A 16,363-nucleotide genomic window follows, 5' to 3' on the forward strand; every position below is an offset into this window, starting at 1 on the left:
AGGGGTTTCCACGGCGACATCGTAGACGCGGGAGGTGAGGATTTTCTTGACGTACTGTTCGAGCATCGGGAGAGCATCACTGACGAAAAGGGCAAGGCCGAGAAGTCTACCCCGCGCCCCGACCGACGACCACACGAAGACCCGAGTTTTAAAGGCGGCATATCGCTATAATGCCCGCCCTCAACAGATAGCCTCCTCGTTGTAGGAGCGTGCTTGCCCGCGATTGCGGTGTGTCATTCAACTTACCAGCGCCTGACACGACTCAATCGCGGGCAAGCGCGCTCCTACGAGAGCATTCCTCACCGGAGCCAACCCCGCATGACCCAGGATCAACTCAAACAGGCCGTCGCCCAGGCCGCGGTCGATTTCATCCTTCCGAAACTCGACGACAAAAGCATCGTCGGCGTCGGCACGGGCTCCACGGCCAACTGTTTCATCGATGCCCTGGCCAAACACAAGACCGCCTTCGACGGTGCGGTCGCGAGCTCCGAAGCCACCGCCGCACGTCTCAAAGGCCACGGTATTCCGGTGTACGAACTCAATACCGTCAGCGACCTGGAGTTCTATGTCGACGGCGCCGACGAAAGCGACGAACACCTGAACCTGATCAAAGGCGGCGGCGCGGCCCTGACTCGCGAGAAGATCGTTGCAGCCGTGGCCAAGACATTCATTTGCATCGCTGACGGCAGCAAGCTCGTCCCGGTGCTGGGTGCATTCCCGCTGCCGGTCGAAGTCATCCCCATGGCCCGCAGCCATGTGGCGCGGCAGTTGGTCAAGCTGGGCGGCGACCCGGTTTACCGCGAAGGCGTGATAACCGATAACGGCAACATCATTCTGGACGTGCACAACATGAGCATTACCGATCCGGTGGCGCTTGAAGCGCAGATCAATGCGATCGTCGGCGTGGTCACCAATGGCCTGTTCGCGGCGCGGTCGGCCGATCTGCTCCTGCTGGGCACACAGGAAGGGGTGAAAACCCTGACGCGCTGATTGCTCGGACGCAAGTCCTGTAGGAGCGCGTTTGCCCACGATAGCGGTGTATCAGTCACCATTGAGGTGTCTGGTTAACCGCCATCGCGGGCAAGCGCGGTCCTACAAGAAATACCTAGTCGTTTTCGAGTCATCGTTTCTTGAACACATAAAACAGGTTCGGCTCGCTCACCAGGTACAAGGTACCGTCATCGCCCATGGCAATGCCCTCGGCTTGCGGCACGGTCTTGCTCAGGCCCATGTTGCCCTTGGTCAGTGACACATTGCCCACTGGTCGGCCCTCGATATCCAGCTCCAGTATCTGGCGTGACTCGTCGGACAGCGCGAGCAGGTGCCCACTGCGCTCGTCGAACTGAAGGCTGGACAGGTCCCTCACGAACAGGCCCGCATCCCGGCGCCGACTCGAGGTGACTTCAAGACCCGCGCCCTGCTGGTAAGGAAAACCGCGCACCTCGATGATCTGCACAGGTCTGCGCTCCTTGGCCACGAAGAGGCGCTGGGCCTTGTTGTCATAGGCCAGCCCTTCGAAACCGCTGTTGCCTCCGGCGTCTATTCCCAGCGTGAGCTGCTCGGCATCAGCAGCGTCGAGAAAACGCGTCTCGTCGTCCACCTGGACTTTGATCAGCCGCTGGCTGTGCTCGTCGCTGATGACATAGACACCTGGGCTGATGTACTCCACGGCTTCCGCATCCCCGAAACCGCTCAGCGGGATGCGCCGCAGCACACGGCCATCCAGGCTCAGCTCGATCAATTCCGGATCTTTATTGGTGACGGTAAACAGGGTTTTGCGGTCGGGATCGAAGCTCAACGCCGACACGTTGTCCTCCAGCCCTTCGATCACCCTCGCCTCGACCGCCACCTCGTAGTCGTCCAGGCCCAGCGCCTGGGCGTCATTGGACTGCCAGAACACCTGCCAGTTGAACCAGAGATGCTCGGGGACTCGAAATTCGCGAGCGGCGACGTAGGAAATGGCCAGAACGACCAGAAGCAATAACGCGAACGGAACCGTTTTCGGGCTAGACAGATAACGCATGCATGACGCTCGGATTCAGATGACAGCGTATTAATATCACGCAAAACTGAAATGAAGCTGAAAGCAGGCGCAGCCCTGCATCAGGCCGGCATCATTTTTTCTTGAAGGAGTAGAACAGGTTCGGCTCACTGACCACATAAAGGGTGCCGTCATCGTCCATGGTCACACCCTCTGCACGTGGGATAGTGTGGTCCAGGCCGTTGAGCCCACGCACCAGCGCCATGAAGCTGACGGCATCGCCTTGATCGTCGAGCTCCAGCAACAGGTGCGACTCCGCCGACAGGGCCACCAAATGCCCGGTTTTTTGATCCACGTGCAGGGCCGACAGGTTACGCATGATCAGGTTGTCATTGACCCACCTCTGCTTGTCGCCCTTAAGCATCGCGCTGCCATCGGACTTCCAACTGAACAGTGCGGGCGGACGCTCTTCCCCCAGCAGAAGACGCTGGTTGCGCGCATCCCACGCCACGCCTTCAAAGGCTTTGTTCTGGTCGGCCGATGGGCCGAGGTCGTATTTGGGAAAATCGTTGATGTTCAGCTTGTCCGTATCGGGCGACACCGTGACCATCGACAGCATGTGCTCACGCTCATCGACAATCGCGATCAGGCCGTTGCCGAGAACCGCCACGCCCTCGGGATTGCCCCAGCCAATCAACGGAATCTTGCGCAGCACGTCCCCCGTCAGGCTCAACTGGACCAGAAGCGGGTTCTTGCCCATGACCGAGTAGAGGGTCTTGGTGGACGCATCGTAAGACAGGTCGGAGGCCTCGTCCTTCTCCAGTCCTGCCAGCGGCTTGCCATCGATGACCACCCGATAATCCGGCAACCAGATACTCGCATTGCGCTGCGCGGCCGACGCCGTCTGCTCCCTTAGCCACAGCAGGCCACGAGCATCCCAATGCCAGGCATAAGACAACCCAGCCAGAATCACCACCAGGGCGATCAATAACCAGGCCCCCCGAAAGCGCAGCCGGCATGCGGGAGGAGTCAAAGACTGGGTGTCAAAGGACATGGCAACCATCCAGAAAAGTCGATGGGCGCAGCAGAGGCGCTGCGATCGGCGGACGATTATCCACATCGTTTGTGAAAAAAACGGCAACTCGCTCGCCAACCGCGGACATCAGGCTCGCCGATGAAATGCCAATGCCGCGTGCGTGAACCCACTGCCAAAATGGTTCACGCAACGCGTCGGCAACTCAGCGCACGTCGCTTTCGAAACGGCTCTGGCCAGGCAGCTCCAGCACGATCTGGTCACCCACATTGAACGGGCCTACCCCCGCAGGCGTGCCCGTGAGGATCACGTCACCGGCCTGCAGCGAGAACTGCGACGCCATGTGTTGAATCATCGGCACGATAGGGTTGAGCATCTGGCTGCTGTTGCCGTCCTGACGCAATTCGCCGTTGACGGTCAGGCGGATGGCGATATCCGTCAGATCCGGATAGGCGTCCGCCGATACGAAGGGAGCGATAACCGCTGCACCGTCGAACGACTTGGCTATTTCCCACGGCAGGCCTTTCTCTTTGAGCTTGGACTGCACGTCGCGCAGCGTCAGGTCCAAAGCCGGTGCAAAACCGGAGATTGCGTCGAGCACCTCCTCGCGGCTGGGGTTCTTGCTCAGCGGCTTGCCAATCAGCACGGCAATTTCGGCTTCGTAATGCACCGATCCACGGTCCTGCGGAATGCTGAAACCGCCTTCGAGCTCGACGACGCAACTGCCTGGCTTGATGAACAGCAATGGCTCGGTCGGAACCGGGTTATCCAGCTCCTTCGCATGCTCGGCATAGTTACGGCCGATGCAGACCACCTTGCCCAGCGGGAAATGGACCTTGGTACCGTCGAGGTATTTGTGCTGATAGCTCATGAGCGTTCCTCTATTTGAGCGTCTGTTCTGGGATCGGCGCTTACAGCGCGAATATCTTGCCGGGATTCATGATGCCATTCGGATCGAACACCGCTTTGACCGCCCGCATGTAGTCGATCTCCATCGGCGACCGGCTGTATTCGAGGTAGTCACGCTTGACCAGCCCTACGCCATGCTCGGCGGAGATGGAACCGTTGTACTTCTCGACGATTTCGAACACCCACTTGTTCACCTTCGCGCAGGTGGCGAAGAACGCTTCCTTGGGCAGGTTTTCTGGCTTGAGGATGTTCAGGTGCAGGTTGCCATCGCCGATGTGGCCGTACCAGACGACCTCGAAATCAGGGTAGTGCGCGCTGACGATTGCGTCGATTTCCCGGAGAAAGGCCGGCACCTTGGAGACCGTGACCGAGATGTCGTTCTTGTAGGGTGTCCAGTGGGAAATGGTTTCGGACAGGTATTCGCGCAGCTTCCAAAGGTTCTGCAACTGCTGCTTGCTCTGACTCATCACCCCATCGATGACCCAACCCTGTTCGACGCAGTGCTCGAACGTCGCCAACGCCTGATTGGCGATTTCTTCGTTGCTGGCTTCGAATTCCAGCAACGCATAGAAAGGGGTCTTGGTCGCGAACGGCTCGGGGACATCGCCCCGGGCCATGATACGGGCCAGGCCTTTGTCGGAGAAGAACTCGAAGGCGGTCAGGTCGAGCTTGCCATGAAAGGCATGCAGCACCGGCATGATGGAGTCGAAATCCGGCGTGCCGAGCACCATGCACGTCAGGTTGTTGGGCGCGCGATCCAGACGCATCGTGGCCTCGACGACGAAGCCCAGCGTGCCTTCGGAGCCGATGAATAGCTGACGCAAGTCGTAGCCGGTCGCGTTCTTGATCAGGTCTTTGTTCAACTCCAGCAGATCGCCCTTGCCGGTCACCACCTTCAGCCCCGAGACCCAATTACGGGTCATGCCGTAGCGGATGACCTTGATCCCCCCGGCATTGGTGCCGATGTTGCCGCCAATCTGACTGGAGCCGGACGACGCGAAGTCCACGGGGTAATACAGGCCGTTTTCTTCGGCGAAGTTCTGCAACTGCTTGGTGATCACGCCCGGCTGGCAGCGCACAGTGCGATCGGTCACGTTGAGCTCGAGAATCTGATTCATGTAGTCGAACGAGACGACCACTTCACCGTTCATCGCCACTGCGGCGGCAGACAGGCCGGTGCGCCCACCCGAGGGAACGAGTGCCACCTTGTGCGCATTGGCCCAGCGCACGATCGCCTGAACCTGCTCGGCGGTTTTCGGGAACACGATGGCGCTGGGCGCAGGATCGAACTGACGGGTCCAGTCCTTGCCATACGCCTGAAGCGAATCGGGGTCGGTCAGGACCTTTCCAGGCTCGACCAATGACTTCAGTTCATCTATCCACGCAGGCTGGGTCATCAACGGAACTCTCGAACAATTCATGGTCATCCTGAGAACGGCTCACGTCGCAGGAGCAGGTATTTAGCGGGGCACATATGCTAGCATACCGCCCCCGCAGCGACGTGCCTGAGGCCGACCTGCGATGGCGCCGTTGCGCCGTGAGGCCAACCTCCCAGCTGGCCACTCCCTGCCATTTTTCTCCGGGACACAGGTTTACGCAGATGAGCAAGACTTCCCTCGACAAGAGCAAGATCAAGTTCCTTCTTCTCGAAGGCGTCCATCAATCCGCCGTCGACGTCCTCAAGGCCGCGGGTTACTCCAACATCGAGTACCACACCAAGTCCCTGCCTGAAGCCGAACTGAAGGAAAAGATTGCCGACGCTCATTTCATCGGGATCCGCTCACGCACGCACCTGACCGAGGAAATCTTCGACGGCGCCAAGAAATTGGTCGCGGTGGGCTGCTTCTGCATCGGCACCAACCAAGTGGACCTGAATGCGGCCCGCGAGCGCGGCATCGCGGTGTTCAACGCCCCATACTCCAACACCCGTTCGGTAGCCGAGCTGGTCCTGGCCGAAGCCATCCTGCTGCTGCGCGGCATCCCGGAGAAGAACGCTTCCTGCCATCGCGGGGGCTGGATCAAGAGCGCCGCCAACTCCTTCGAAATCCGTGGCAAGAAGCTTGGCATCATCGGTTACGGCTCGATCGGTACGCAGTTGTCGGTCCTGGCCGAGAGTTTGGGCATGCAGGTGTTCTTCTACGACCCGCTCACCAAGCTGCCGCTGGGTAACGCCACTCAGGTCACCAGCCTGACCGAGCTGCTGGGCCTGGCGGACATCGTTTCGCTCCACGTGCCCGAATTGCCGTCCACGCAGTGGATGATCGGTGAAAAAGAAATCCGCTCGATGAAGAAGGGCGCGATCCTGATCAACGCCGCACGCGGCACCGTGGTCGAGCTGGAAGCGCTGGCCGCCGCCATCAAGGATCAGCACCTGATCGGCGCAGCCATCGACGTGTTCCCGGTCGAGCCTCGTTCCAACGATGACGTGTTCGAAAGCCCGCTACGTGGCTTGGACAATGTGATCCTGACGCCGCACATCGGTGGTTCTACTGCCGAAGCACAGGCCAACATCGGTCTGGAAGTCGCCGAGAAGCTGGTCAAGTACAGCGACAACGGCACCTCGGTGTCCTCGGTCAACTTCCCGGAAGTCGCCCTGCCCGCTCACCCTGGCAAACACCGCCTGCTGCACATCCACGAAAACATTCCGGGCGTGCTCAGCGAAATCAACAAAGTGTTCGCGGAAAACGGCATCAACATTTCCGGCCAGTTCTTGCAGACCAACGAGAAAGTCGGTTACGTCGTCATTGACGTCGATGCCGAATACTCGGACCTGGCCCAAGAGAAGCTGCAACAGATCAAAGGCACCATTCGCAGCCGCGTGCTGTTCTGAACCTCTGACTGAAATGAAAAAGGAGACCTTCGGGTCTCCTTTTTTTGTACCGGCTACTGCGTAACTGGGGATCACTTCACGGTGATGGTGATCTTCTGAGACTCGACCACCGGGTTCAGCGGGATGTGACTCTTGTCACCCACCAGCAATTGCAGGGTGTGTTGGCCGGGTGCGAGGGTCAGTTCGGTTTCGGTCTGGCCTTTGCCGTAATGGCGGATGTTGTCTGTGGTCGGCAGCGGAGCGTTCATGTCCGGCTGATCCTTCACGTCGATCAACAGGTGGTGATGACCGGTATCAGGGATGTCGACACCAGCGGGCGCAACGCCCATGCCCTTGAGGCCGAACTGCACTTTGAAAGTCCCGTTGACGGTCGCGCCATCCTTGGGCGAGATGATGTAAGCCTCAGCGCCCGCAGGCGACGGCGTGCGCGGCACATCGGCGGCGTGGACCAAAAACGTCGAACCGAGCAACAGTCCAGCCAAGGCAGTTCTAGCAAATGAGGTGTTCATGGTCTCTCCCGTTATTGAGGTGATGCGTCGACCGGGCTGGGACCACGGGCCTGCCGGCCCGGTTCAGGGTCGATCGCCAGACGGTCCGGCACGGTGAATACCTTAGCCCGGTCTGCTGCACGGGGTCTCGGAAGAGCGGGCTCATGCCGAAAATTTCATCTTGGGGCCAATTGCGCCACGCGGTGCAGGGCAGCGGCAATGAACACGCCCTGCCCCAATATTTAGAAGGGCTCGTTTCCTCGCCGTCGAAACCATCCGGTCAACGACAGACGCTCACGGCTCGCAGGCAAGACTTCATGGGGCATGTCACCTGACAGGAATACCGCCAGGCTGCCACCGACGGGCAGCACATCGAGGACTCCGCCGCCCTCTGGAAACATGCGCAGTTGCCCACCCTGCTCTGGCAGCCAGTGATCATTGAGGTACACCACGGCGGAGACCATGCGCTTGTCGTCATCCTGAAAGCGGTCCACATGCCTGCGATAGAACGCGCCCGGCGGATAAAGCGCGAAATGGCTCTCGAAGTCTTCCAGCCCCAGAAACAGGCCGCGATTGAGTGCTTGACGCAAGCTGTCCATCAACTCCAGGTACTGATCGCAGGAGGCAGACTGGCCCGGCTCCAGCCACTGGATATGATCGCCGCGAATCCCCTCGCGCACCTCCTGCGCGGCACCGCGCCCGACACCCGCGGGTGCCAGCTCACCTTCAGCCGCACGCTTGCGGCACTCGCGGGCCAACTCACCGGTCAGCGATTCAGGCAAAAACAGGCGTTGCCGCGACCAGCCGCGTTCGGCCAGGTCGTCGACGATGTGCGTCAGCAGTGAGTCATCGGGAGATAGGTGCATGCCGCGCATAGTATCCATACGGCGCCCGCTCCAACAGAGCCTGCAGGCCGGGAACCGAAGAATCTTTTCCAGGGTTTGACGCGGCAACACCCGTTTGCCCAAAACACGGCCGAACCCTCGGATTTTATTGGGGTCTGGCGACTGTTAACTCGACAAATCCCTGCCACCCCACCGAGAATAGCCGCCTGCCGACAGGAGTCCCTAATGCGCCGTCTGTTTTTCCTGCTGTTGATGTTCTGCACGCTGCCCGCATGGGCAGACGGCTACGACCAGTTGTATAACGTCGCGGGCTGGCCAGAACAACGCGCGCACTTTAACGACGCCCTCAAGGCGGCGCAGCAGCGCTACAAAAACAGCCTGCCGCCTGCAGTGTTCGATGCCCTGGTGAACAACAGCAATCAGCGGTTCGCGCCGCAAGCCATGGATCAACGGGCCGCACAGAAGTTACGCCAGACGCTTCGGGATCCGAACCCGGCCCTGCAATTTTTCCAGTCACCGTTGGGGCGCAAGATCGTCAATGCCGAGTTGACCGCTACCCGCCCGGATCAATTGGCGAAGAATGCCCAAGGGTTGCCAAAGATGCAGGCTGACGACAACCGAGTGTTGATCATCGGTCATCTGGCCAATGCCCTGCCTGCCAAGGAAGCGGGGGCCGAGGTGAGCCTGGCAATCGCCGGGGTGGCTGCCGACAGCCTGAGCTCGATGATCCCGGGCCTGATGGGGGGTGGCTCGACCCAAGGCATGCTCGAAGGTCAACGCCAACGGTTGATGCAACAGATTGCCGCCGACATGAGCAATACCATGCTGTATGTCTACCGCGACCTGACCGATGCCGAACTGGAAGAGTTTTCGACTTTTGCCGAGTCGTCTCAGGGCCAGGCGTATTACCAGGCGGCGCTGGCCGCGATTCGGGCGGGCCTTGCAGTCGGGCAAAACCTGAACTGATACCCAGCGCGCTGCTAGCGTACTCGACGGTCAGCGCCCAGCGTCATAGCCCTGCCCCATCCGCGAAGTCAGAAACTCGAAGAATCGCGCTCTCAGCTCAGGCAATTCATTGGCCAGATGATGCCGGGCTTCATGCATCATGAAGATCTGGGGATGGGCGAATTTTTCATTCAGCACCGCCAGGTTGTGGCTCCAGTCCACGGTCATGTCCGATTCGCCCTGCACGATCAGCGGGCTGCGCGCGCTGTGCGGGGCGCTTTCGATGCGCACGATCCACTTCGCCAGGGCACCCACCCACTCGGTGGGCAAGCGTCGAGGCTGCAAAGGGTCGGCCATTAGAAAGGGCAAAAACGCAGGCGCGTTGGAATTCTCACTGAAGCGTCGATCGATGCCTTTGACGAACGCCCGCAGCAGGTAGTAGCTGACCTTCGACCACGTCCAGCCGCGCGGCCGCACCAAGGGCGCCAACAGTATGGACTGGCCATCGATCGGGCTTGCATCGCCGTGGTGGAGCAAGTGATCGATGACAATTGCACCGCCTGTGCTTTGCCCGCAAATGTGCCACGGCTTGGGTAAACGGAGAGCGTCAGCTTCGGCGAACAGCCGCTCCAGCACCGCTTGGTATTCGGCGAAATCGGTAATACTCGCCCGCGTGCCACTCGACAGACCATGGCCCGGCAGGTCGCAGGAAATCACTGCGAACCCCAGTCCCAGGGCCCATTCGATGACATGCCGATACAGGCCCATGTGGTCGTAGAAGCCATGCACCAGGACCAGCGTCGCGACCGGCTGTTCCGGGGTCCATAATTGGGTGACGATTTCATAGCCGCCGACCTCGAAACGCCCGAGACGACTGGTAATCCGACCCTCACGTCCCAACCCCGCCAAGCTGTAGAAACGCTGGTAGGCCTGTTCCTCCTCGGAGGGCATAAGCCCGGCAATCAGAGGTTGCAGACCGGCTCGCAGGCGTTCAGGGTCGAAGGTGTTGGACATCGGCATTCCAGATCCGGCAAATAGGCACACAGTGACGCAGCGTGGTGAGTTTCTTCTGTCCGCAGAGGCGTGGCAAGCTACGTCACCCCAATCGAAGCCCGACCATGACCGCCCGATCACTCGCCCGACGCCGTACTGTTGCAATCGCGCTGGTCGCCATCCTGTGTGCAGCGGCCCTTTGGCTGGGATTCCGGTGGTTTGAGGGCCGATACGTCCGGGCGTTCAGTGACCGAGCCGTTCTTTTTACCGGAGACAGTCTGGGTTTGCCCGAAGACATGGCCGGCCCAGGGCGCATTCGGGTCGTGCATTTCTGGGACCCGGCCTGCCCCTGCAACGTCGGCAATCAGGAGCATTTGAGCGAATTGGTGGCCCGGTTTTCCACCGACCGCGGCGTCGATTTCTACGCCGTACAAAAGCCGGGCTCGCAAGGACGGTTGCCTGCCAGCCTGAGCGCGATCAAACCCCTTGGCAGTGTGCCGGGCGCGGATCGAATCCCTTCGAGCCCAGCCATCGCCATCTGGGACCGTCAAGGCCGACTGGCCTATTTCGGGCCGTACAGCGAAGGGCTGGTCTGCAATTCGCAGAACAGCTTCGTGGAGCCGATTCTGCAAGCGCTCATGGCTGACAGAACCGTGAGCGCGACCCATACGATGGCGGTGGGTTGTTACTGCCCGTGGCTTGAGCATTGAACGGGCTCCTCAGCGGATACCTCACGAGATACGCGCCGAGATACGAAGATCATCACGGGACGGAATGCTTCTACACAGGCCGACCACAAATCTGTAGCCTTCCGGGCTTATCTCTGATCGTTCGGGCCTTTGGATGAAACGCAGCCTTTTCGTCATCGCAGCCGTACTTGTCCTGCTCGCAGGCGGCGGGGCCTGGTATGTCCACAGCAAGCAACCGATGCGCAATGGTGAAATGGCCCTGGCCCATCTTCGCGCCCCGGTCAGCGTACGTTACGACGAGCGCGGCGTGCCGCACATCAAGGCCGAGCATCAGGACGACCTGTACCGCGCATTGGGGTATGTGCACGCGCAGGACCGGCTCTTCCAGATGGAAATCCTGCGTCGACTGGCCCGGGGCGAGCTCGCGGAAGTGCTGGGGCCCAAGCTGGTCAACACCGATAAACTGTTCCGCAGCTTACGCATTCGCGAGCACGCCGATGCATACGTCGCCCGGCAGGACAAGAACACCCCGGCCTGGCAAGCCTTGGAGGCTTATCTCGACGGCGTGAACCAGTATCAGGCCAGCCACCCGAGGCCCATCGAATTCGATGTGCTGGGCATCGAGAAACGGCCGTTTACCGCCGAAGACACGCTGAGCATCGGGGGCTACCTGGCGTACAGCTTCGCCGCGGCCTTTCGAACCGAACCGCTGCTGACTTACGTCCGGGATCAATTGGGCCCCGAGTATTTGAAGACCTTCGACTTGGGCTGGCAGCCCGATGGCGCGCTGCCCTCCAAACCCGCCCTGAGCGGCAATGACTGGAAGGGGCTGAGCGACCTGGCGCTGCTCAGCCAGCAAGCGTTGGAAGACGCAGGGTTGCCTCAATTCGAGGGTAGCAACGCATGGGCCGTATCAGGCCGTAGGACCCAAAGCGGCAGACCGCTGCTGGCGGGCGATCCGCATATTCGCTTCTCGGTGCCAGCGGTGTGGTACGAAGCACAACTGACCTCCCCCGATTTCGAGCTGTACGGGCATTTCCAGGCCCTCAACCCCTTCGCCCTGCTCGGCCATAACATGGACTTTGGCTGGAGCCTGACCATGTTTCAGAACGACGACCTGGACCTGGTCGCGGAAAAGGTCAACCCGCAGAACCCGAATCAAGTCTGGTACCACGGCGCCTGGGCGGACATGACCTCACGCCCTGAACAGATCAAGGTCAAAGGCGAGTCGCCGATTACCTTTACCCTGCGTCAATCTCCCCATGGTCCGATCATCAACGATGTTCTGACGGCCAGCGGCATTCAGGATCACGCCGACACGCCCGTGGCGATGTGGTGGTCCTTTCTGGAATCGGACAACCCGATCCTGCAGGGTTTCTACGAGGCGAACCGCGCCGACACACTGGACAAAATGCGCACTGCCGCCGCGAAGATCCATTCGCCAGGTCTGAATGTGGTGTACGCCAACGCGAAAGGCGATATCGGCTGGTGGGCAGCCGCCCAACTGCCGGTGCGCCCGGACGGTGTCAATCCGGCGTTCATTCTCGACGGGAGCACTGACCAGGCAGACAAGACGGGTTTCTACCCTTTCAGCGCCAACCCGCAGGAAGAAAATCCGGCGCGTGGCTATATCGTCTCGGCCAACTTCCAGCCGGTGTCGCCGACTGGCATGGAGATTCCCGGCTATTACAACCTCGCCGAGCGAGGCCGTCGTTTGGACAGGCAACTGAGCGACGGGACGGTCAAATGGCACCTGGAGAACAGTAAAGCGCTGCAATTGGGCACCCAGACCGATTATCCGCAGCAAGTCTTGACGCCGCTGCTTCCCGTGCTGCGTCGGGTGATCAGTGATCCCGAGGAGCACGACCTGATCGAGCGTCTGGCCGCCTGGAAGGGTGACTACCCTCTGGACTCGGTGGGCGCCACGCTGTTCAACCAGTTCCTGTACAACCTGTGCGATCAGACGTTCCGCGACGAGTTGGGTGACGGCCTGTTCGCGACGCTGCTGTCCACACGCGTGATCGACATGGCGCTGCCCAGACTGGCCGCCGATGCCAAGTCGCCGTGGTGGAACAACCGCAATTCCAACGAGACCGAGAGCCGCGACAATACCGTCAAGATGGCCTGGCATGCAGCCGTTTCCCACTTGCGTTCGCTGTATGGCCAGAACCCGAGTGAGTGGACATGGGGCAAGGCCCATACCCTGACCCATGAACACCCGCTCGGTCGCCAGCCACCGCTGGACGCACTGTTCAATATCGGTCCGTTCGCCGCACCGGGCACCCACGAAGTGCCGAACAACCTGTCGGCCAACATTACCACCGCGCCGTGGCCAGTGACTTATGGGCCTTCGACACGACGGCTGATCGACTTCGCCGATCCGGCACACGCGCTGGGTATCAATCCGGTCGGACAAAGCGGGGTGTTGTTTGACAAGCGCTATGCCGACCAGGCCAAAGCCTACATCAGCGGACAGTACCTGCCGGAGCGGTTCAGTGAGGACGATGTGGCGGGGAATAGCAAAGAGGTGTTGAGGTTGGTGCCGTCCGACTGACACACCCTATCCCGATGATCGTCCCCACGCTCCGCGTGGGGACGCAGCCCAGGATGCTCCGCGTCCAGCATCTGGCGACGCGGAGCGTCGGTGGATGCGTTCCCACGCGGAGCGTGGGAACGATCAGTGCGCAATCGAACCCGGAATTAAACCGTTTCCACCTGCGGGCGACGCACCTGCGGCTGTTTCCAGCCGTCGGCCGCAGCTTCCTCGATGGCCTGCTGAATGGCCTTCTTGCGGTTTTCTTCAGCGCGGCGGCTGAAGAACCACACCAGAAAGGTCGCCAGTGACACTGCCAGCAGGATGAGGCTGGCGATCGCGTTGATCTCAGGCTTCACGCCCAGGCGCACCGCCGAGAACACCTCCATCGGCAGGGTCGTCGAGCCTGGACCGGAAACGAAGCTGGCCAGCACCAGATCGTCCAGCGACAGCGCGAACGACATCATGCCGCCCGCGGCCAGTGACGGCGCAATCATCGGGATGGTGATCAGGAAGAACACCTTCCAGGGACGCGCGCCGAGGTCCATGGCCGCCTCTTCGATGGACAGGTCCAGTTCTCGCAGGCGCGCCGACACCACCACTGCCACGTAGGCCGCACAGAAGGTCGTGTGGGCGATCCAGATCGTGACGATACCGCGTTCCTGCGGCCAACCGATCAATTGCGCCATGGCGACGAACAGCAGCAGCAGCGACAGCCCCGTGATGACCTCGGGCATGACCAGCGGTGCGGTGACCAGACCACCGAAAAACGTGCGGCCCTTGAACCGAGTGACGCGGGTCAGCACGAACGCCGCCATCGTACCCAGCGCCACGGCAGCCACCGAGGTGTAGCAGGCGATTTCCAGAGAGCGCGCGACAGCGGCCATCAATTGGGTATTGTCTAGCAGACCGACATACCACTTGACCGACCAGCCCCCCCAGACAGTTACCAACTTCGAGGCGTTGAACGAATAGATCACCAGGATGACCATGGGCGCGTAGATGAATATCAGGCCAAGCACCAACATCAGGTTCGAGAATCGGAAGCCTCTCATGCCTTGCCCTCCAGTTCTTTGGCCTGGCTGCGGTTGAACAGAATGATCGGGACGATGAGGATCAACAGCATCACCACCGCCAGCGAAGACGCCACCGGCCAGTCGCGGTTGTTGAAGAACTCTTGCCACAAGACTTTGCCGATCATCAGCGTCTCGGGGCCGCCGAGCAGTTCAGGGATGACGAACTCACCCACCACCGGAATGAACACCAACATGCAGCCGGCGATGATGCCGTTCTTGGACAATGGAACGGTGATCTTCCAAAAGCTGTTGAAGGTGCTAGAACCCAGGTCGGACGCAGCCTCGAGCAGGCTGGGATCATGCTTTACCAGGTTGGCGTACAGCGGCAGAATCATGAACGGCAAATACGAGTACACGACGCCGATATAAACCGCCAGGTTGGTGTTGAGGATCTGCAGCGGTTCGTTGATCACACCAAGCCACAACAGGAAGCCATTGAGCAGGCCGTTGTTGCTGAGAATCCCCATCCACGCGTAGACCCGGATCAGAATCGCGGTCCAAGTGGGCATCATGATCAGCAACAACAGCACCGTCTGCATGTCCTTGCGGGCAATGGAGATGCCATAGGCCATCGGATAGCCGATCAACAGGCACAACAGGGTGCTGAAGAACGCCATCTTCAACGAGCCCAGATACGCCGAAATGTACAGGTCGTCCCCGGTCAACAACGCGTAGTTGGCGAAGTTGAGCACAATGTCGAGCTTTTGCTCGGCGTAGGAAAACACTTCGGTATACGGCGGAATCGAGACGTCAGCCTCTGCGAAACTGATTTTAATAACGATCAGAAATGGCAGAGCGAAAAACAGGAACAACCACAGGAATGGCACCCCGATCACCGCTTGGCGGCCATTGGGTACGATGCGATTGAGTGCGCGTTTGACTTTGCGAATTTTCATGAGCGAAGCACCACGCCGCTGTCGTCTTCCCACCAGACGTAGACCTCGTCTTCCCAGGTCGGACGCGCGCCTCGGCGCTCGGCGTTGGCGACGAACGACTGGACCAGCTTGCCGCAGGCCAGTTGTACGTAGAACACCGAATGGCCGCCCAGGTACGCGATGTCATGCACCTTGCCGCGCGACCAGTTGTACTCGGTAGTGGGCTGCTCGGTGGTGATCAGCAGCTTTTCCGGGCGGATCGCGTAGGTGATGTGCTTGTCTTCCACCGAGGTGCTCACGCCGTGGCCGACGTAGATGTCACGCTCCAGCTCGGGGCTGCGGATCCGCGCAAAGCCTTCCATATCTTCGACGACCTCACCGTCGAACAGGTTGACGTTGCCGATGAATTCACACACCAGACGGCTGGTCGGGGTCTCGTAGATGTCCACAGGACTGCCGATCTGCGCGATCCAGCCCAGGTGCATGATCGCGATGCGTTGGGCCATGGTCATGGCCTCTTCCTGGTCATGGGTCACCATCACACAGGTCACGCCCACGCGCTCAATGATCTCCACCAGTTCCAGTTGCATCTGCGAACGCAGCTTCTTGTCCAGTGCGCCCATCGGCTCATCAAGCAGCAGCAGTTTCGGTTTCTTGGCCAGCGAACGGGCCAGTGCCACGCGCTGACGTTGGCCACCGGAGAGCTGATGCGGCTTGCGCTTGGCGTACTGTGTCATCTGCACCAGCTTGAGCATCTCGGCCACTCGGGCCTCGATCTCTTGCTTGGGCAATTTGTCCTGCTGCAGCCCGAAAGCGATGTTCTGCGCCACGGTCATGTGCGGAAACAGCGCGTAGGACTGAAACATCATGTTGATCGGGCGGTCGTAGGGCGGCATGTCAGTGATGTCGACGCCGTCGAGGAAGATCCGACCCTCGGTCGGACGCTCGAATCCCGCCAGCATGCGCAGCAGTGTCGACTTGCCAGAGCCGGAGCCGCCGAGCAAAGCGAAGATCTCGCCTTTGTTGATCTGCAGAGAGACATCGTCCACAGCAACCGTCTCGTCGAACTTCTTCGTGACCCGATCGATCTTGACCAACACCTGTTTAGGTTGCTGACCACCCTCAAGGGCTTTTTTGTAGGCGCCGGAGGCAACTGCCATGGGTGA

At 60.2% G+C, this 16,363-nt stretch carries 15 protein-coding genes; 5 read left to right on the forward strand and 10 right to left on the reverse strand.

Going from position 1 to position 16,363, the window contains the following annotated elements; translation table 11 throughout:
• Positions 1-318: 318 nt before the first annotated feature.
• A complete protein-coding gene (gene rpiA / locus N5D61_RS04800) occupies positions 319-990 on the forward strand; it encodes a ribose-5-phosphate isomerase RpiA (protein ID WP_279891148.1) in 672 nt (223 codons plus the stop codon).
• Between the two features lie 130 nt (positions 991-1,120).
• Here the strand turns inward: rpiA and N5D61_RS04805 are convergent, their stop codons facing one another.
• From N5D61_RS04805 to N5D61_RS04820, 4 genes are all read right to left on the reverse strand, one after another.
• Positions 1,121-2,023, reverse strand: a complete 903-nt coding sequence (locus N5D61_RS04805; RefSeq protein WP_108237481.1) for an SdiA-regulated domain-containing protein — start codon at positions 2,021-2,023, stop codon at positions 1,121-1,123.
• A gap of 91 nt (positions 2,024-2,114) precedes the next feature.
• A complete protein-coding gene (locus N5D61_RS04810) occupies positions 2,115-3,035 on the reverse strand; it encodes an SdiA-regulated domain-containing protein (protein ID WP_279891149.1) in 921 nt (306 codons plus the stop codon).
• A gap of 184 nt (positions 3,036-3,219) precedes the next feature.
• Positions 3,220-3,885 carry a fumarylacetoacetate hydrolase family protein gene (locus N5D61_RS04815; RefSeq protein ID WP_108237483.1) on the reverse strand — a complete coding sequence of 222 codons (666 nt, stop codon included), beginning with the start codon at positions 3,883-3,885 and terminating at the stop codon, positions 3,220-3,222.
• Positions 3,886-3,925: 40 nt separating this feature from the next.
• Positions 3,926-5,320: an FAD-binding oxidoreductase gene (locus tag N5D61_RS04820; protein WP_279891151.1), complete on the reverse strand. Its 1,395-nt coding sequence runs from the start codon at positions 5,318-5,320 to the stop codon at positions 3,926-3,928.
• 203 nt (positions 5,321-5,523) lie between these two features.
• Between N5D61_RS04820 and serA the strand changes: the two genes are divergently transcribed.
• A complete protein-coding gene (gene serA / locus N5D61_RS04825; protein WP_108237486.1) occupies positions 5,524-6,753 on the forward strand; it encodes a phosphoglycerate dehydrogenase in 1,230 nt (409 codons plus the stop codon).
• 71 nt (positions 6,754-6,824) lie between these two features.
• Here serA and N5D61_RS04830 read toward each other — a convergent pair whose 3' ends face one another.
• Together N5D61_RS04830 and N5D61_RS04835 are read right to left on the reverse strand one after the other, a co-directional pair.
• On the reverse strand, positions 6,825-7,262 hold the full coding sequence (locus N5D61_RS04830; protein ID WP_108237487.1) for a DUF4399 domain-containing protein: 438 nt from the start codon (positions 7,260-7,262) through the stop codon (positions 6,825-6,827).
• 221 nt (positions 7,263-7,483) lie between these two features.
• A complete protein-coding gene (locus tag N5D61_RS04835; protein WP_279891602.1) occupies positions 7,484-8,116 on the reverse strand; it encodes a 2OG-Fe(II) oxygenase in 633 nt (210 codons plus the stop codon).
• Positions 8,117-8,311: 195 nt separating this feature from the next.
• Here N5D61_RS04835 and N5D61_RS04840 point away from each other — a divergent pair, with 195 nt between their 5' ends.
• A complete protein-coding gene (locus N5D61_RS04840; protein ID WP_108237489.1) occupies positions 8,312-9,052 on the forward strand; it encodes a DUF2059 domain-containing protein in 741 nt (246 codons plus the stop codon).
• Positions 9,053-9,082: 30 nt separating this feature from the next.
• Here N5D61_RS04840 and N5D61_RS04845 read toward each other — a convergent pair whose 3' ends face one another.
• A complete protein-coding gene (locus N5D61_RS04845) occupies positions 9,083-10,045 on the reverse strand; it encodes an alpha/beta hydrolase (protein ID WP_279891152.1) in 963 nt (320 codons plus the stop codon).
• A 104-nt stretch (positions 10,046-10,149) separates the two neighbouring features.
• On the opposite strand from N5D61_RS04845, the gene N5D61_RS04850 reads away from it, so the two are divergent.
• Positions 10,150-10,734 (forward strand): DUF6436 domain-containing protein, encoded by a 585-nt coding sequence (locus tag N5D61_RS04850; protein WP_279891153.1) that lies wholly within the window; start codon positions 10,150-10,152, stop codon positions 10,732-10,734.
• 133 nt (positions 10,735-10,867) lie between these two features.
• The gene (locus tag N5D61_RS04855; RefSeq protein WP_279891155.1) at positions 10,868-13,267 is read left to right on the forward strand and encodes a penicillin acylase family protein; all 2,400 of its coding nucleotides are present in this window, start codon (positions 10,868-10,870) and stop codon (positions 13,265-13,267) included.
• Between the two features lie 146 nt (positions 13,268-13,413).
• Here the strand turns inward: N5D61_RS04855 and N5D61_RS04860 are convergent, their stop codons facing one another.
• Genes N5D61_RS04860 through potA form a run of 3 tightly spaced genes read right to left on the reverse strand, consistent with a single transcriptional unit; the run spans position 13,414 to position 16,357 of the window.
• Positions 13,414-14,301: an ABC transporter permease subunit gene (locus N5D61_RS04860; RefSeq protein ID WP_108237493.1), complete on the reverse strand. Its 888-nt coding sequence runs from the start codon at positions 14,299-14,301 to the stop codon at positions 13,414-13,416.
• Positions 14,298-15,218, reverse strand: a complete 921-nt coding sequence (locus tag N5D61_RS04865; RefSeq protein WP_108237494.1) for an ABC transporter permease subunit — start codon at positions 15,216-15,218, stop codon at positions 14,298-14,300. The genes N5D61_RS04860 and N5D61_RS04865 overlap by 4 nt, the downstream gene beginning before the upstream one ends.
• Positions 15,215-16,357 carry a polyamine ABC transporter ATP-binding protein gene (gene potA, locus N5D61_RS04870; RefSeq protein ID WP_279891159.1) on the reverse strand — a complete coding sequence of 381 codons (1,143 nt, stop codon included), beginning with the start codon at positions 16,355-16,357 and terminating at the stop codon, positions 15,215-15,217. Before potA ends, N5D61_RS04865 begins: the two co-directional genes overlap by 4 nt.
• Positions 16,358-16,363 lie beyond the last annotated feature (6 nt).

The organism is Pseudomonas sp. GD03842 (assembly GCF_029841165.1).
Taxonomy (GTDB): Bacteria; Pseudomonadota; Gammaproteobacteria; order Pseudomonadales; family Pseudomonadaceae; genus Aquipseudomonas.